Annotated in this window: 16 protein-coding genes; 5 read left to right on the top strand and 11 right to left on the bottom strand. The window is 59.5% G+C overall.

Going from position 1 to position 16,163, the window contains the following annotated elements:
• Window positions 1-7 precede the first annotated feature (7 nt).
• The 6 genes from ACA064_RS25795 to ACA064_RS25770 all read right to left on the bottom strand — a co-directional run bounded on the left by ACA064_RS25795 (window position 8) and on the right by ACA064_RS25770 (window position 6,940).
• Complete coding sequence (locus ACA064_RS25795; RefSeq protein WP_497670652.1) at window positions 8-1,126, bottom strand: succinylglutamate desuccinylase/aspartoacylase family protein; 1,119 nt, start codon at window positions 1,124-1,126, stop codon at window positions 8-10.
• A gap of 9 nt (window positions 1,127-1,135) precedes the next feature.
• On the bottom strand, window positions 1,136-1,846 hold the full coding sequence (locus tag ACA064_RS25790; RefSeq protein ID WP_497670651.1) for an ABC transporter permease: 711 nt from the start codon (window positions 1,844-1,846) through the stop codon (window positions 1,136-1,138).
• Window positions 1,843-2,571 (bottom strand): ABC transporter permease, encoded by a 729-nt coding sequence (locus tag ACA064_RS25785; protein ID WP_497670650.1) that lies wholly within the window; start codon window positions 2,569-2,571, stop codon window positions 1,843-1,845. Before ACA064_RS25785 ends, ACA064_RS25790 begins: the two co-directional genes overlap by 4 nt.
• A 57-nt stretch (window positions 2,572-2,628) precedes the next feature.
• On the bottom strand, window positions 2,629-3,411 hold the full coding sequence (locus ACA064_RS25780; protein WP_497670649.1) for a transporter substrate-binding domain-containing protein: 783 nt from the start codon (window positions 3,409-3,411) through the stop codon (window positions 2,629-2,631).
• A gap of 237 nt (window positions 3,412-3,648) precedes the next feature.
• Window positions 3,649-6,099, bottom strand: coding sequence for a penicillin acylase family protein (locus tag ACA064_RS25775; RefSeq protein ID WP_497670648.1), 2,451 nt, complete (start codon window positions 6,097-6,099; stop codon window positions 3,649-3,651).
• Between the two features lie 196 nt (window positions 6,100-6,295).
• Window positions 6,296-6,940, bottom strand: coding sequence for a glutathione binding-like protein (locus ACA064_RS25770; protein ID WP_497670647.1), 645 nt, complete (start codon window positions 6,938-6,940; stop codon window positions 6,296-6,298).
• A gap of 145 nt (window positions 6,941-7,085) precedes the next feature.
• Here ACA064_RS25770 and ACA064_RS25765 point away from each other — a divergent pair, with 145 nt between their 5' ends.
• Window positions 7,086-7,643, top strand: a complete 558-nt coding sequence (locus ACA064_RS25765) for a cysteine hydrolase family protein (protein ID WP_497670646.1) — start codon at window positions 7,086-7,088, stop codon at window positions 7,641-7,643.
• A 160-nt stretch (window positions 7,644-7,803) separates the two neighbouring features.
• Here the strand turns inward: ACA064_RS25765 and ACA064_RS25760 are convergent, their stop codons facing one another.
• The 4 genes from ACA064_RS25760 to ACA064_RS25745 all read right to left on the bottom strand — a co-directional run bounded on the left by ACA064_RS25760 (window position 7,804) and on the right by ACA064_RS25745 (window position 9,559).
• Window positions 7,804-8,013: an SEC-C metal-binding domain-containing protein gene (locus ACA064_RS25760; protein WP_497670645.1), complete on the bottom strand. Its 210-nt coding sequence runs from the start codon at window positions 8,011-8,013 to the stop codon at window positions 7,804-7,806.
• 5 nt (window positions 8,014-8,018) lie between these two features.
• On the bottom strand, window positions 8,019-8,507 hold the full coding sequence (locus ACA064_RS25755) for an LEA/WHy family protein (protein WP_497670644.1): 489 nt from the start codon (window positions 8,505-8,507) through the stop codon (window positions 8,019-8,021).
• A gap of 73 nt (window positions 8,508-8,580) precedes the next feature.
• On the bottom strand, window positions 8,581-9,057 hold the full coding sequence (locus tag ACA064_RS25750; RefSeq protein ID WP_497670643.1) for a YchJ family protein: 477 nt from the start codon (window positions 9,055-9,057) through the stop codon (window positions 8,581-8,583).
• A gap of 4 nt (window positions 9,058-9,061) precedes the next feature.
• Window positions 9,062-9,559, bottom strand: coding sequence for a DUF6231 family protein (locus ACA064_RS25745; protein WP_497670642.1), 498 nt, complete (start codon window positions 9,557-9,559; stop codon window positions 9,062-9,064).
• Window positions 9,560-9,768: 209 nt separating this feature from the next.
• On the opposite strand from ACA064_RS25745, the gene ACA064_RS25740 reads away from it, so the two are divergent.
• Both ACA064_RS25740 and ACA064_RS25735 read left to right on the top strand, forming a co-directional pair.
• On the top strand, window positions 9,769-10,032 hold the full coding sequence (locus ACA064_RS25740) for a DUF1145 domain-containing protein (RefSeq protein WP_497670641.1): 264 nt from the start codon (window positions 9,769-9,771) through the stop codon (window positions 10,030-10,032).
• Window positions 10,025-10,783: a collagen-like protein gene (locus tag ACA064_RS25735; RefSeq protein ID WP_497670640.1), complete on the top strand. Its 759-nt coding sequence runs from the start codon at window positions 10,025-10,027 to the stop codon at window positions 10,781-10,783. The genes ACA064_RS25740 and ACA064_RS25735 overlap by 8 nt, the downstream gene beginning before the upstream one ends.
• Before the next feature lie 124 nt (window positions 10,784-10,907).
• Here ACA064_RS25735 and ACA064_RS25730 read toward each other — a convergent pair whose 3' ends face one another.
• Window positions 10,908-11,372 carry a CopD family protein gene (locus ACA064_RS25730; RefSeq protein WP_497670639.1) on the bottom strand — a complete coding sequence of 155 codons (465 nt, stop codon included), beginning with the start codon at window positions 11,370-11,372 and terminating at the stop codon, window positions 10,908-10,910.
• A gap of 98 nt (window positions 11,373-11,470) precedes the next feature.
• Between ACA064_RS25730 and dinG the strand changes: the two genes are divergently transcribed.
• Window positions 11,471-13,615, top strand: coding sequence for an ATP-dependent DNA helicase DinG (dinG, locus tag ACA064_RS25725; protein ID WP_497670638.1), 2,145 nt, complete (start codon window positions 11,471-11,473; stop codon window positions 13,613-13,615).
• 95 nt (window positions 13,616-13,710) lie between these two features.
• Window positions 13,711-16,134 (top strand): beta-agarase, encoded by a 2,424-nt coding sequence (locus ACA064_RS25720; protein ID WP_497670637.1) that lies wholly within the window; start codon window positions 13,711-13,713, stop codon window positions 16,132-16,134.
• The last annotated feature ends 29 nt before the right edge of the window (window positions 16,135-16,163 follow it).

The following is a 16,163-nucleotide window of genomic DNA, read 5'->3' as shown; positions in this document are numbered from 1 at the left end:
TGCATCCTCAAGGCGAAAGTAGGTAGCCGCTGCGATAGGCTTCGGTGCCTGCGACATGGGCGATCACCATGCCGGCGGTGGCCATGCGCCGCAGCGAACGGGCGTACATCAACCCGGCGTTCTTGCAATGGATGGGCGTGACGCGGTCGGTGATCGGGTCGATGACTTCGGCGATCAGTTGCCCGGCCTCAAGGTATTCGCCCGGCAGCGCAGCAAATACCAGCAGGCCGCCAACCGCCGTGGTCACCGGTTCGACGCCCGCCAGCGGGGTGGCCGGGTAGGGCAGCTCGGGCAGAGCCGCCGGTTCGCCGGCGATGGCACCGAAATGTGTCAGATAGTCAATGATCGCCTGGCAGTCCAGGCTGGCCAGCCCGTGATTGACATCCCCCTGTCCACGCAGCTCGACGGTGACCGAAAAGCTGCCCGGCGGAATCTCGAAATGCTCGCCGAAGCGCTGTTGCAACTGCCACCAGAGCAGGGTGAAGCATTCATCGAAGGACTGTCCGCCCGAGTCGGTCGCCAGCAGGCTGGCTTCGGCACCGATGTAGCGTGCCAAAGGCTCGACTTGCGGCCAGGCCTCAGGGGTGGTGTACAGGTGCGCGACGGCTTCGAAATCGCAATGCAGATCCAGCACCATGTCTGCATCGCAGGCCAGTCGTTGCAGGGTCAGGCGCTGGGATTGCAGTTGGGTGCCGGGGGTTTGCCGGGCCAACGCCTTGCGCATACTGCTACGGATCAGTTGGAGGTTATATTTAGGGTCATCCGTGAGCTGCCCCTCGATCTCGTTACCGACTTCTTCACTCAGGTCGACAAACCAGCGATTGAAGTTCTGCCCGCTTTCCAGCTCGTAGCGGCCCAGCGGCAGGTCCATCAGCACCTGTTCCAGGCCGACCGGGTTGGCCACCGGCACCAGCACGATTTCACTGCGCAGGCGGCCTTGAGCTTGCAGCTCGGCCAGCCGCAGCTTGAGGTGCCAGGCCACCAGCATGCCGGGCAGTTCGTCAGCATGCAGGGACGACTGGATGTAGATCTTGCCTTCGGCCTGCTGCGGACCGAAGTGGAAACTGTGAATCTGTCGTGCAGTGCCCGGCAGCGGGGCAAGCAGGTCATGAATCTGGTGGCGCATTGGAAGGTCCTAGTGGGTCGGCCCGAGGAAAGCCAGCCATCGGCGTTCGGCGAGGCGGAACAGACCGACCAGCGCAAAGGTGACGGTCAGGTAGATCAGCGCGGCGATGCCGAACGATTGAAAGGTCAAAAAGGTCGCCGAGTTGGCGTCGCGGGCGACTTTCAGGACATCCGGGATGGTCGCGGTGAAGGCCACGGTGGTCGAGTGCAGCATCAGGATCACTTCGTTGCTGTAGTACGGCAACGAGCGGCGCAGTGCCGAAGGCATGATCACATAGGCATACAACTTCCAGCCGCTAAGGCCATAGGCTTTGGCCGCTTCGACTTCACCGTGGTTCATGCTGCGGATTGCCCCGGCAAAAATTTCCGTGGTGTAGGCGCAGGTGTTCAGGGCGAAGGCGAGGATGGTGCAGTTCATCGCATCGCGAAAAAACGCATCGAGCACCGGTTGCGAACGCACGGCGGCCAGACTGTAGATCCCTGTGTAGCAGATCAGCAACTGGATATAGAGCGGCGTACCGCGGAACAGGTAGGTGTAGAACTCCACCGGCAAGCGGATGTAAAACTTGGGTGAAACCCGGGCGATGGACAGCGGGATCGACACCAGGAAGCCGATGAAGATCGAGGCGCTGAGCAGCCACATCGTCATCGCCAGGCCGGTGATGTGGTAGCCGTCGCTATAGAGGAAGGGTCTCCAGTACTCCTGCAGAAGTTCGATCATCGGACGGCCTCCCGGGAACCGGCCGAGTAACGGCGTTCGAGCCAACGCAGGACAACGTTCGAGGCACTGGTGATCATTAGGTAGATCAAGGCTGCCAGCACCAGAAAGTAGAACAGTTGATAGGTGCTTTTGCCGGCATCCTGAGCCGCCTTGACCAGGTCGGCCAGGCCGATGATCGACACCAATGCCGTAGCTTTGAGCATTACCATCCAGTTATTGCCGATGCCCGGCAGGGCGAAGCGCATCATCTGCGGGAAGACCACCAGGCGAAAGCGCTGGCCGCGTTTGAGCCCATAGGCGGTGGCGGCTTCGACCTGACCACGGGGCACGGCGAGAATTGCACCGCGGAAGGTCTCGGTGAAATACGCACCATAAATGAAGCCCAGGGTAATCACCCCGGCGCTGAACGGGTTGATCTCGATGTATTCCCATTCCATGAAGTCGGTAAAGGTGGTGAGCCAGGTTTGCAGGCTGTAGAAAATCAGCAGCATCAGCACCAGGTCCGGTACACCGCGAATCAGCGTGGTATAGAGCTGGGCCGGAACCCGCAACAGCTTGATGGGGGAAAGCTTGGCACTGGCGCCGATCAGGCCGAGCAGAACGCTCAGCAGCAACGACAACACCGATAGTTGGATGGTCATCCAGGTGCCTTCCATCAGCAGCGGGCCGAAACCCTGCAGGCTGAAGGCGGAAAGTCCCAAGGTTTGTAACAAGTCTTCGAACATGGGTCGTGCCTTTGACAATCGAAAAAACGCCCACCGTTTTCGGTGGGCGCCAAGGGGTTATTTCCCGCTGTAAAGATTCAGATCGCCAAAGTGTTTCTTCTGAATGGTGGCGTAGGTGCCATCATCGTGTAACGCTTTGATACCCTTATCGAGTAGTTCCTTGAGCTCTTTGTTACCTTTCGAGATACCGATCGCGGTCTTGGCTGGCAACAGTGGGCTGTCGACTGGTTTGCTGACTTCGAAATCAGCGCCTTGTGGGGACTTCAAGAAGCCCAGTTCGGCTTGCAGCATGTCCTGGATCGAGGCATCAAGACGGCCGGAAAGCAGGTCGGCGTAGACCTGGTCCTGATTCTGATAGGCCTGGGTTTTAACCCCGGCCTTGTCCAGCACGGCTTTGGCGTAGGCTTCCTGAATGGTGCCTTGCTCGTAACCGACGGTTTTACCCTTGAGCGAAGCGGTGTCTTCGGTCAGCCCCGAGCCCTTCTTGAACACAAAGGAGGTCGGGCCGGAGAACAGCTCGTTGGAGAAGTCGATGACTTTCTCACGGGCTGGGGTCACGGTCATGGAGGAGATCACACCGTCGAATTTATTTGCTTTGAGGCCCGGGATCATTCCGTCGAAATCGCTTTCGACCCATTTGCACTTGACCTTCAATTCGGCGCAGATCGCATTGCCCAGATCGATATCGAAGCCCACCATGCTACCGTCAGCCGCTTTGGACTCGAACGGTGCATAAGAGGGGTCAACACCAAAACGCAGCTCTTTATATTCCTTGGCCAACGCGGAACCGGCTGCCATGCACAACGCCAGTGCAGAAAAGGTCAGCAATGCTTTTTTCATTATTCAATCCCTAAAAACCAATATGAGCGCTTGTGGCGCAGAATTATTGTTACTGGAAAGCGTAAGACCCATAGAAGGTAGCAATTTCCGAACCATAGTCCCGAACAAGTGTTTTAAAAGCTGCTTTTCGCCAGAGGTATTGCTGTAGCGTGCCCGAAATCGGGCAGGTGAAAATGACTGCACCAGGCTGGCGCTTATGATCGTTCCCACGTTTTGCGCAGGAACGATCATCGGCGTTTACTTGCCAGGTACCAGGGTCAATCGCGTCTTGCCGTAGACCTTGTCCAGGTTCTGCGGCTGCATCGGGAAACTCGTGTACTGGCCCTTGAACCAGGGATCGATGCTGTTGAGGTAATGCGGGCTGGCCGGGTTTCCGGATTGGCCGGTGCTGTTGAGGCCCATCATCGGTTCGGCCTGGCCGAAGTCGACGACAAAGCGCATGGCCGGGATCAGTGTGGTATCGAAACTCTCACCCCAGGAGTAGGCGGCGGTATTCAGCGTGGTGTGATCGCCGCCCGCAGGTTGTGGGCCGCGCACTGTCTGGCCACCGGCGTTTTTCCACTCGTAGCGGTGCAGTTTTCCCCACTGCCAGGCCCGGCGATCGGCACCCATCTGGCTGTCACCGGCAGTAACTCCTGCTGCCAGGCTGCGGGCGAGGATCGCCGGTTTGTCTTCTTTGCCCGGCGTGCGGCTGTCGTCCCAGAACGGACTGTCTTCGCGGCCGAGCAAGTGGTCAGCCTGAGCCGAGTAGGACAGATTGCCGTTGGCGACGAAGGCTTTCCAGGCCGGACTGGATTCCGGGCCCAGCTCGTCGAGGAAGATCTGCCGGGCGCTCTCCTGTAGGAACAGTTCATAGATGGCGGCATCAGCCGAAGTCGGACTGAGTTTGCCGTCGAACGCCATCAAACGGCTATAGGCTTCGCGGGCCTTGCCCCGTTCGGCTTCGGGCAGGGCTTCGATGGCCTGCTTGAGCGGCTGGGACATGCCCGGGGTCTCGAACATTTTCTTCAGCTTGGCGGCGAAGGTGGTGGTCTGGTCGTATTGCATGGCGATCATGCTGCGAGTGTCGTGCTTGCCGGCACCGGCCAGTTCAGCGATGCGCTCACCGCGCTCCGGGTAATACCAGGAGTTGGATAGCTGCATGCCATAGCCGTGGGGGATGATTCGCTGATTGGCAGTGCCGAGCCAGCCCTGAGCCGGATCCTGGTCATACGGATGCAGCATCGGGTCGGCGTAACCGTCCCAATCGTAGCGACCTTCCCAGCCCGGTGACGGCAGCAGGCCTTCACCTTCGCGACGGTTGGGGAAGCGGCCGGTCACTTGCCAGCCGATGTTGCTCGCGTCGGCGAACACCATATTCAAGGCGATGGCGCGAATCTCGCGGCTGGCGTCGGAAGCCTTCTCGACGTTTTGTGCGCGGGAAAGGTCGAAGAACGCATCCAGGCTCTTGTCGTCCTTGAGGTCCGGCATTTGCAGTGCCAGGCCATAACCACTGCTCAGCGTGGTGCCCAGCCCACTGTTAAGCAGTGGACCGTGACGGGTTTCGTACACCACTTCGCGAAGCGGCCGCTGACCTTTGACGAAGTAGGTTTCATTACGAACGATAGCCGGCTGCCATTTGCCGCCAACCTCGTAGTAGAGCGCGCTGCCCTGGCGTTTGAGTTTTTCGAGGAACAGGTCCTGATTGTCGCCCATGACCATGCTCATGCTCCACGCGACCTTGCCGTTGAAGCCGGCAATGATGGCCGGGATCCCGGCGACCGATACCCCGGCGGCCTGGTATTTCGGTGCGCGCAGTTGCACGTAGTTCCAGAGCGACGGGACGGCGATCGGCAGATGGCTGTCGCTGGCCAGCAGGCTTTTACCGCTGCGGCTGCGCTGTGGTGCAACGGCCCAGTTGTTCGAAGCCGCGACGCTCAGCAGATTCAGTTTGGAAAGTTGATCGGTGACCTTGCCAAGGCCAGCCAGGCCCGGGACTTGTCCGCTGAGATTCAGGCCCTTGAGCTTTTCCGCTTCGGCGAAAGGCAGCTGTTCATCCGGGTACGACGGGGTCAGCCAGGCGAGCTTGTCGGTACTGACATTCTGCGCCAGTACCAGCGAGGAGATTTCTTCCTGCAGGTTGGCCGATTGGCTGAAGTTGAGCAGGCAAAAGATCAGCGCCGAATCTTCCGGTTTCCAGTATTCCGGCGTGTAGCCAGTGGCAGCCAGGTCCGGCGGCAGCTTATCGCGGTAGCGGAACAGGTAGGCGTTGACGCCGCGCGCATAGACTTCGAAGAAGCGCTTGATACGTGGCGAGGCGGCGGTATAAAGCTCACCAGCACTTTTCTTCAGATTGACCGCTCGCATCAACCGGTCGGCTTCCAGCACATCGGGGCCGGACATTTCGGCCAGACGGCCCTGAGCCAGCAGGCGCATGGTGACCATCTGGGTGATGCGGTCACTGGCGTGCACGTAACCCAGGGTAAAGAGTGTGTCGTGGAAACTGTTGCTCTCGATCAGCGGCATGCCCATGGCATTGCGCCGCACCGATACATTCTGTGCCAGTCCTTTGAGCGATTGCACGCCGGTAGTGGGTGGCACAGTGTCTTGAGTGTTCCAGGTCTGACACCCGGTCAGGCCCAGAGCACCGGCTACTGCAGCGGCAACGCCGAACCGGGGAATAAAATGTGTGAAGGCTGGCGAGGCCATGGCAAAGCTCCTGCGGGGGTAGTGCTGATAAAGGCGCTACGTTAGTGAGCAGGAGGTTGCCGCGCAAGCGGGATGCGAGTGTTATTTCTACTTTGTCAATTAAACCGCTTTCGCGGACAAGCCCGCTCCCACAGGTTTTGCGGTGTTTTTGTGGGAGCGGGCTTGCCCGCGAATGATCCAATGACCGCCGAAAAGCTCAGGATTTAGGCGGATTGATTTTCGCTGCCAGGGCATAGGCCCTTACCGTCGCCGGCCGATCCTGGATGTGATTGAACCAGCGCTGCAGATTGGGGAAGTCCTCCAGGTTCTGGCTTTGCCACTTGTGCGAAACGATCCAGGGGTAGATCGCCATGTCGGCGATGCTGTATTCGGTCCCGGCGACAAAATCACGGTCGGCCAGTTGCTTGTCGAGGACGCCATACAGTCGGGCGGTTTCGTCGGTGTAGCGCTTGATCGCGTAAGGGATTTTTTCCGGGGCGAACTGGCTGAAGTGATGATTTTGCCCGGCCATCGGCCCCAGGCCACCCATTTGCCAGAACAGCCATTGCAGCGTTTGCTGGCGACCGCGCAGGTCCTTGGGCAGGAACTTTCCGGTTTTTTCCGCGAGGTACAAGAGAATCGCGCCGGATTCGAACAGCGCCAATGGCTCGCCACCATCCGCCGGCTGCTGGTCGACGATGGCCGGGATTCTGTTGTTCGGGGATATCTTCAGAAACTCAGGCTTGAACTGCTCGCCGTTGCTGATATTCACCCCGTGCACCTTGTACGGCAGGCCGGCTTCTTCCAGGAACAGGGAGATTTTATGGCCGTTAGGGGTGGTCCAGTAATACAGGTCGATCATGGAGTTCTCCAGGTGAGATGCGTCTTTGTATACGGACAGCAAACTCCGGCATCAGGTCGTCCTGTTTGCTTTCGATGGCTTGCCAGTAGGAATAGGTGATGTTGAAGTGCGGAAAATTCAATGACCCAGCAAGAGAAAAGTCGGCATGGAACTCAAGGCAAACGCGACGCTGATTCTGATCGATCAACAAAAAGGCATTCTTCACCCCAGACTCGGACGGCGCAACAATCCCCACGCCGAGAAGCGGATGGCCGAATTGCTGGGTCATTGGCGCAACACTGCGCGGCCGGTGATTCATGTGCAGCATGTGTCCCGCTCACCCGACTCGGTGTTCTGGTCGCAGCAGTCGGGTGTCGAGTTTCAGCAGCGATTTATGCCATTGCCCGGTGAGCGGGTGATCCAGAAACAGGTGCCGGATGCGTTTTGCGCAACAACGCTGGTTGAATGCTTGCGAGAGGCGGGGATCGAGCAACTGATCATCGTCGGCGTGGCGACCCATAACTCGGTCGAGTCCACCGCACGGACGGCGGGCAATCTGGGGTTTCAAACCTGGGTGGTGGAAGACGCCTGCTACACCTTCGACAAGGCTGATTATTTTGGCAATGCGCATTCAGCCGAAGCGGTGCACGCGATGTCGTTGGGTAATCTGCATGGGGAATATGCGACGGTGGTGGCGACCGAGGAGATTCTGAACAGAAATTGATGCTAAGCGGCTATAGCGGCTATAGCGGCTATATGGGGCGGCTATTGTAGGAGCGAGCTTGCTCGCGATGGACTCAAGGTTGGCGCGTTTATTCAGAAAACACGCGTTATCGTTAACGACCATCGCGAGCACACTCGCTCCTACAAGGGGAGCTAGTGCATCAAGCGCCGTGGCACTTCTTGAATTTTTTGCTGCTGCCGCACGGGCAAGGGTCGTTGCGGCCGACGTCTTTCAACGCATTGCGCACGGGTTCCTGGTGAGCGTGACCGCAGTCGGGGCCGTGAACATGGCCATGGTCGTGATCATGGTGCTGGTGCTGGTCATGATCGTGGTTGCAGTCAGGGCCATGGACATGAGGTTCTTGGGTCATCGAGGTCACTCCGGATTAAAATCGGCGGGAATTATCTCGCCATTACGCTTCAGGTGCACGTCATAGCCGATGAATAATCCGGTTTCCAGTACACCTTCCAGGCGATAAGGGATGGGTTGCTGGGGGTTTCGCAGCAGTTTCACTACTTCGCGCACCTTCGGCCAGAGATTGGTGCGGATCGGCACTTGGTAATAGCCGCTGCTTTTCGGCTTCACGGTGAACCACTTTCCGTAATCGCCTTCAGTCAGCAACATGTGGCCCAAGTGAATCCGATACTCCAGTCCGCGGACCGTCAGGTCACTGTCGTTGGGATTGTCGACGCGAAAGTACAGACGAAACCTTTGCTCCAGGAGTTTGGCCCGGACCACTTCAACCTTGACCAGATGCACTTGCGGCTCCTTCCAGTCCTCGTCGATAAACCAGGACACGCAGCCGCCAAGTGTCAGCGCCAGGAGCAGGCTGATTATCCTTAACGCTCGAAAATCAGAGACCATGCCATTACCCCCTTGATACCCAGTCTAGCTAGCACCAGGTGTTCGGAGTGTTGGAGGTGGCCTGTATCGAAACTCAGCTGGCGAAATAGCTCGAGCAGCACTTCTTGAATTTTTGACCGCTGGCACAGGGGCAGGCGTCGTTGCGTCCGGCCTTGAGCGGCACCGTGGGATCGATAAAGTACCAATGGTCGCTGTGCTGCACGAACGACGAGCGTTCGCGGTGGCTGTGTTCTCCGCCGCTGTCATGCCAGCGCGCGGTGAAAGTCACGAAAGCATGTTCGGGTTGGCCACCAAACACCTCGGAGCTTTCCACTTCCAGGCCCAGCCACGTGCTTTGGGCGCTCCACTCACTGATCGATTGACGATCCAGACCGGCCTGCTGCGCGGGCAGGGTAGTCGCCACCAGATAATCCACCAGGCCCAGCACATAAGCGCTGTAACGCGAGCGCATCAAGGATTCGGCGCACGGCGCCGGGTGGCCTGCATGGTAGTGGCCGCAGCAGACATCGAGCAGGTTGCCGCTACCGCAGGGACAAATCGAGGTACTCATCGCATTACCACCAATACTTGCCAAAGTTTTCCGGATTGGCCCAGAACCGGGCATTCAGCCAGTCTGGCACTTGTTTGTATTCAAGCAGATCGTAGGTGAACAGGGTCAGCTCCTGGTCCTCGCGCTGGAAGCGTTCGCTGGCCTGCAAAGCCAGGGAGAAAAAGTCGGTTTCCCGCCAGCCACAGGCCGAAAGATCCGCCAGCACGGCAATGCGGCTGGCATTGAGGTTGCGGATCCCCCCTAGCAGGTTCAGACCATCGCGCTTGGGCAAATGCTCAAGGCAATCGACCACCAGAGCCAGGTCGAAGCGCCGCGCCGCCAGCTCTGCCGGTAGAGGGCCGGGCGCGGCTTGTGCAACACAGGTGTCCGGATGCGCCAGCTTGAAGGCTTCGAGTGCCGGGAAGTCGCTGGCACCGATCAATAACAGACGATGGGGTGCATAGCGATCGAGCAAAGCGGCGAGGGCTTGCTGGGGCGTGCGCGTAGAAATACCTGCGGTCATCGAAAATCCTCAATCAGAACAGCGAAGACTAGCGCGCTCGAACGGTCGGGCCTAGCCGGTTTTATCTAAATGACGGCATCTGCGGCGAATACCGGATAAAAACGCAGATGGCGTATGGCGCTGTACCAAGAATTTTTTGTTGCCTCTGGCTAATCTCTCGTGGAACTCGGTACTGTGCGTGCAAAGAATAATTCTCAACGGGGGAGCGTATGAAGGTGTTTTGGGGGCTCGGGAAGTTTTTGACCTTGCTGTTCTGGCTAGTGGTAGTAGTCAATCTGCTCAGTCCGTTGATCAATCCGTTTAATCTATTGCTCAATATTGTCGGCAGCCTGTTGTTGCTGACCCATCTGCTGGAATTGGTGCTGTGCAATCGAAGCCTGAGGGGTCGCGCCCATCCCTGGCGTGATCGCTGGAAGATTTTGTTGTCGGGCGTTTTTCATCTGCAAACCATCCCGGAGCGCAAGCATGCGTAGTCTCTGTCTGCTGGCCGCTTTGTGCAGCCCATTGGCCTATGCCCAAGTGGTAACGGTCGAAACCAATTCGTTGCTGCGCTTGCCCAATACCACCAGCGTCCTGCACCTGGAACGACTGGAAGTCGCCGACTACGGCACTCTGTTGATTCCTTCCAACGTAACCGAAGTGACTGTCGGCGAACTGCATCTGGGCCACGAAGCACGGATCGCTATCGTACCCGCTGCCCAAAGCCTGCAATTGAACGTCAGTCGTGCTCAATTAGGCAGCGGCAGCCAGATCACCTCGCGCGGTGCGCCCGGTACATATCTCAAGGCGGCCAAGCCAGGGCGAAATCTCAACCTGCGGATCAACTCGTTGAATGCTCCGCAATTGTCGGTCGATGCTCGCGGCGGCGCTGGTGCGCCGGGTTATGCGGGTCTGGATGGCGCCAACGGTAAGGCGCCCGGTTGCACCTGGGGCCAGGCCGGTCGTGGTGCCGATGGCGACAATGGCGGTGATGGCCATCCCGGAGCAAGCGGTGCGCAGGTTCGGGTGGAGTTGCCAAGAGACTATCCGGCTGCGCAGATCAACGTCCGGGTCGACGGTGGCGCCGGTGGGTTGGCCGGAGCGGCTGGCAAGCCAGGCGCGGGCGGCAAGTCGAAAGGTTGCTTCGTTTACCGCGCCGATGGCGGCAAGAGCGGGCGTCCCGGCGTTGAAGGCCAGCCAGGGCCTGCCGGTGAGGCAGGATCGGTGACGGTGCTGCGGTTGTAGGCCCCCCTGTAGGAGCGAGCTTGCTCGCGATGGACGTTAACGATAACGCGTATTTTCTGAATAAACGCGCCGCCCTTGAGTTCATCGCGAGCAAGCTCGCTCCTACAGTAGCTCTTGATCTAACTCAAAACATCGGCCTTGCCGAAGCCACCGCTACCAGCAACAACCCGATCACCAGATTGATCCCCACCAGACGCCGGATCTTGCCCAGGGTCGCCGCGCCGTTCGGCCAGTCTTGCGCCAGCACCGCTATCCGCAGCTCCGGCAGTTGCAGCGCCGAAATACGGATAAACAATGCCGTCATCACCACATACAGTCCCATCATCACCTGCACGTAACGCGGTGCGGTTTCAAAGCCGTTGAAGCGTAAATGGATCAGGCCGACCCCACTGATCGGCAAAAGCACCACCGCGACCCAAACCCACACAAAAAAACGTTGAAACACTTCTACCCACAGCTTCAGTCGTGCCGGACCTTCGAGTGCCGCCATAGCGGCCGGACGCAGGACCAGCCAGGCGAAAAACATGCCGCCGACCCAGACAATGGCCGCCAGTACATGCAGGGTGTAAGCAAGGCTAAAGGGTGTCATTCGGTTACTCCGTTCTGCGCGGGATGAATTAGCGGGTTATGATAGCGACCGATTCGAACCACTGAAAATTTATCCAGCATTTCTCGCGCCCGAAGACCATGATCAGCAACGAACTCAAATCCCAGATCCAGGGCGCTTATTCGCGTTTTCTCGAAGCCAAGAGCCTCAAGCCGCGTTACGGCCAGCGGTTGATGATCGCTGAAGTGGCCAAAGTCCTTGGTGACATCGATACCGATGACGAAGGCCGGCGCAGTGGCGACCCCGCGGTAGTGGCGGTGGAAGCCGGCACCGGTACCGGGAAAACCGTGGCCTACAGCCTGGCGGCGATTCCGACCGCCAAGGCCGCGGGCAAACGCCTGGTGATTGCCACCGCGACCGTCGCGTTGCAAGAGCAGATCGTCTACAAGGATCTGCCGGACCTGATGCGCAACAGCGGCTTGAACTTCACCTTCGCCCTGGCCAAGGGCCGCGGGCGCTACATGTGTCTGTCCAAGCTCGACATGTTGTTGCAGGAAGGCCACGCGAAAACCGCCACGGCGCAGCTGTTCGAGGAAGAAGGCTTCAAGATCGAGGTCGATGAGACCAGTCTGAAGCTATTTACCAGCATGATCGAAAAACTCGCCGGGAATAAGTGGGACGGCGACCGTGACAGCTGGTCCACCGCCCTCGAGGATCAGGACTGGGCGCGGCTGACCACCGATCATAGCCAGTGCACCAACCGTCATTGCCCGAACTTTGGCCAGTGCGCCTTCTACAAGGCCCGTGAAGGCATGGGCAAGGTCGACGTGATCGTCACCAACCACGACATGGTCCTGGCCGACCTGGCGCTGGGCGGCGGTGCGGTGCTGCCGGACCCGCGCGATACCCTCTACGTGTTCGACGAAGGGCATCACCTGCCAGACAAGGCCATCGGCCATTTCGCCCATTACACCCGTCTGCGCTCCACTGCCGACTGGCTGGAACAAACCGCCAAGAATCTCGCCAAACTGCTGGCCCAGCATCCGTTGCCCGGCGATCTGGGCAAGCTGATCGAGCAGGTTCCGGAGCTGGCGCGCGAGATCAAGACCCAGCAACAATTCATGTTCACCGCTTGCGAGCAAGTGGCCGACTTCAAGCCCGGTGAAGACGTGGAGGGCCGTGAACGGCCGCGCCATCGTTTCGTCGGTGGGGTGATTCCCGAGCACATGCGCGAAATGGGCGTCGAACTGAAGAAGGGCTTTTCGCGCCTGACCGACGTCTTCACCCGGCTCACCGAGCTGCTCAAGGAAGGCATGGATGGCGAGGTCAACATCGGCATCGCCAGCAATCAGGCAGAAGAATGGTACCCGTTGTTCGGTAGCCTGCTGTCGCGCTCCCAGGGCAATTGGGAGCTGTGGACCGCATTCACCGCCGAAGATCCGCAAGACAACCCGCCGATGGCCCGTTGGCTGACCCTGGCCGAGAGCGGTTCGCTGTTCGATATCGAGGTCAATGCCAGCCCTATCCTTGCGGCAGAAATGCTTCGGCGCAACCTGTGGAACGTCGCCTACGGCGCGCTGGTGACCTCGGCCACCTTGACCGCCCTCGGTACTTTCGACCGCTTCCGCATGCGCGCCGGGTTGCCGAAAAAAGCCGTGACGGCGGTGGTGCCAAGCCCCTTCCATCACGCCGACGCCGGTGTGCTGCGGGTTCCGGACCTGCGTGCCGACCCTCGGGATGCCCCGGCGCATACGGCGGCGATCATTCGCGATCTGCCGTCGCTGGTCGAAGGCTCGCGCGGCACTCTGGTGCTGTTTTCCTCGCGCAAACAGATGCAGGACGTGTTCGACGGCCTGGACCGCGACTGGCGCAAACAAGTGTTCATCCAAGGCAACCTGTCGAAACAGGAAACCCTGAACAAGCACAAGGCGCGGGTTGATAGTGGCGAATCCAGTGTGCTGTTCGGCCTGGCCAGTTTCGCCGAAGGCGTGGATTTGCCCGGCGCCTATTGCGAGCACGTGGTGATCGCCAAGATTCCGTTCTCGGTACCGGATGATCCGGTCGAAGCGGCACTGGCGGAATGGATCGAGGCCCGCGGCGGCAATCCGTTCATGGAAATCTCCGTGCCAGACGCCTCGCTGAAACTGGTCCAGGCCTGTGGCCGGCTGCTGCGCACCGAGGAGGACCGCGGCACCATCACATTGCTCGACCGGCGCCTGGTCACCCAGCGCTACGGCAAGGCCATCCTCAATGCGCTGCCGCCATTTCGTCGGGAAATTTCTTGAGACAGGGTGGGCGAAATTCGTCCACCCCGTTGTCTATCTCCTATCACCGATTTTCCCCAGGCCGTTAACTGGTCGTTAGAGAGAACCTCGTTCCTATGATTCGCCGTTCGTTGCCCGCCGTTTTTGCTCTGTTGTTCGCTGCGCCGCTGTTGGCCGCGCCTGCTGGACAACAGACGCTGTTCAATTTTGTCCGCCCCGCCGATGTAGTGCAGGTGGCAACTGAAGATGCCAGCCTGCCGCAGTCCAACGCGGAGCAAACGGCTGAAGGCGAAGTGTTGCGTCGGGTGACTTTCAACCCGGCAACCCGGCCGAACCTGCGCCTGACACCGCAATCCGGTGCCTGGGACTGGTCGCAGTCGGGAGCCATGAGTCTGCGGATCCAGAGCGCGATGAACTGGGCGCTGACCCTCTACGTGACCATTCAGAGCAATGACGGCAAGACCCTGGTCAGCCGCATCGACCTGCCAGCCGGGCCGGTCCAAACCTTGTTGGTGCCATTGCAGGCCAGCTCGCCTCTGAGCCAGGGCATGAAAGCCGGGCCACCGATGCCGATGACAGTCGAGGGTCAACGGCTTTTGCTCGCAAGCAGCAGCGGTGAGCTGGATCGCAGCCAAGTGGTGTCGGTCACGCTGTCGATGGACCAGCCGAAAGTGGCGCAAAGCATCATGCTCGAGCGCTTCGGCGTGCAGGACGGCGAAGCCGTGGTGAAAGCTGCTTACAGCTCGCTGGTCGATGCCTACGGTCAATCCACTCGGGCCAAATGGCCGGAGAAAGTCGCCAGCGACGAGCAGCTCAAAAGCGCCGCCGGCAAAGAACAGCAGCAGCTGAAAACCTGGCTCGCCGAGCGTGAACGTTCATCCCTGGACACCTATGGTGGCTGGAACAAGGGCCCGGCCTTTGAGGCGAGCGGCTTCTTCCGCACGGAAAAGCGTGACGGGCGCTGGTACCTGGTGACCCCGCAAGGTCACCCGTTCTATTCCCTGGGGGTCAACGCGGTCACCGCCGATACCAATCAGACCTATGTCGCCGGCCGTGAGTGGATGTTCGGCGCGCTGCCCAAGGCCGATGAGCCATTGGCCAGCTATTACGGTGAGGGTGACAACCGTGGTGGGAACGGTGTCGACAAGGGCCGCGGCTTCAACGCCGGCCAATGGTATGACTTCTATGGTGCCAACCTGCAACGGACCTATGGTCAGCCTTGTGTGCCGACCAGTGAAACCCAGGCCGGCGTAGCGGCGGCAGCCCAAGCCGATGCCAATGAGGCGCAGGCCGAGAAACTCGACGACACACCGGCGTCTGCGCCTTGCGCCGCGCCAGCCTTTGACGAAAAGCGCTGGACCGGACATACCCTTGATCGTCTGCAAGCCTGGGGCTTCAACACCATCGGCAACTGGAGCGCCCCGGCGCTGGGCCTCAGCGATCGGGTGCCGTACACCTTGCCGTTGTCGATTGTTGGCGACTACACCAGCATCAGTACCGGCATCGACTGGTGGGGAGGCATGCCCGACCCATTCGATCCGCGGTTTGCCATGGCCACCGAGCGCGCCGTCGCTATCGCCACGCGCGATCATCGGGATGATCCCTGGGTGATCGGCTATTTCGCCGATAACGAGCTGGCCTGGGCCGGCCCCGGTGATGATCCGAAGGCTCGTTACGCATTGGCTTATGGCACGTTGCGGATGACCACCGACGTCCCGGCCAAACGCGCATTCCTCAAGCAGTTGCGTGACAAATACCGCAACCAGGCTGGCCTGTCGAAGGCTTGGGGTATTGACCTTCCGGCCTGGGAACTGATGGAAGACCCGGGTTTCGAGCCGCCGCTGCCAAGCCCGGAATATCCGGAAATCGAAGCCGACTTCAAATACTTTCAGAAAGTCTTCGCCGATACCTACTTCAAGACCATTTCCGACTCGCTGAAATGGCATGCACCGAACCACCTGTTACTGGGTGGTCGATTTGCCGTCAGTACCCCTGAAGCGGTGGCATCCTGCGCGCAATATTGCGACGTAGTGAGCTTCAACATGTACACGCTCAAGCCGCAGGACGGCTATGACTTCGCCCGGTTGCGCGAGCTGGACAAGCCGGTGTTGATCACCGAGTTCAACTTCGGCTCTCGGGATCGTGGTCCGTTCTGGGCCGGTGTCACTGAAGTGGCGAAGGAGGAAGATCGTGGTCCGGCCTATGCCAACTTCATCAAGCAGGCGCTGGCCGAGCCGTCGATTGTCGGTGTGCACTGGTTCCAGTACCTCGATCAACCGGTGACCGGTCGTCTGCTGGATGGCGAAAACGGCCACTTTGGTCTGGTGGGGATTACCGATGTGCCGTTCCAGGGCTTTGTCGACAGGGTGCGCAAGAGCAACCTGCAGGCGGTCGATCAGCTGGGCAAAGAGACCGAGCAGGCCAAGGCCGCTGCCGATAAAATCGCGACCCACAAGGATGAAGGTGGCAAGCAAGGCAGCCCGGGCAAGAGCGCGGGGCAGGGCGGACATACCGGTGGGCATTCGGCGAATGGCCACTAAAGGCTGATTTTCCACAGCAAGACCGAGTC

This window comes from Pseudomonas sp. LBUM1658 (genome assembly GCF_059716055.1).
Note: the sequence above shows the minus strand (reverse complement) of the source record. Positions and strands in the feature narration are given on the sequence as shown.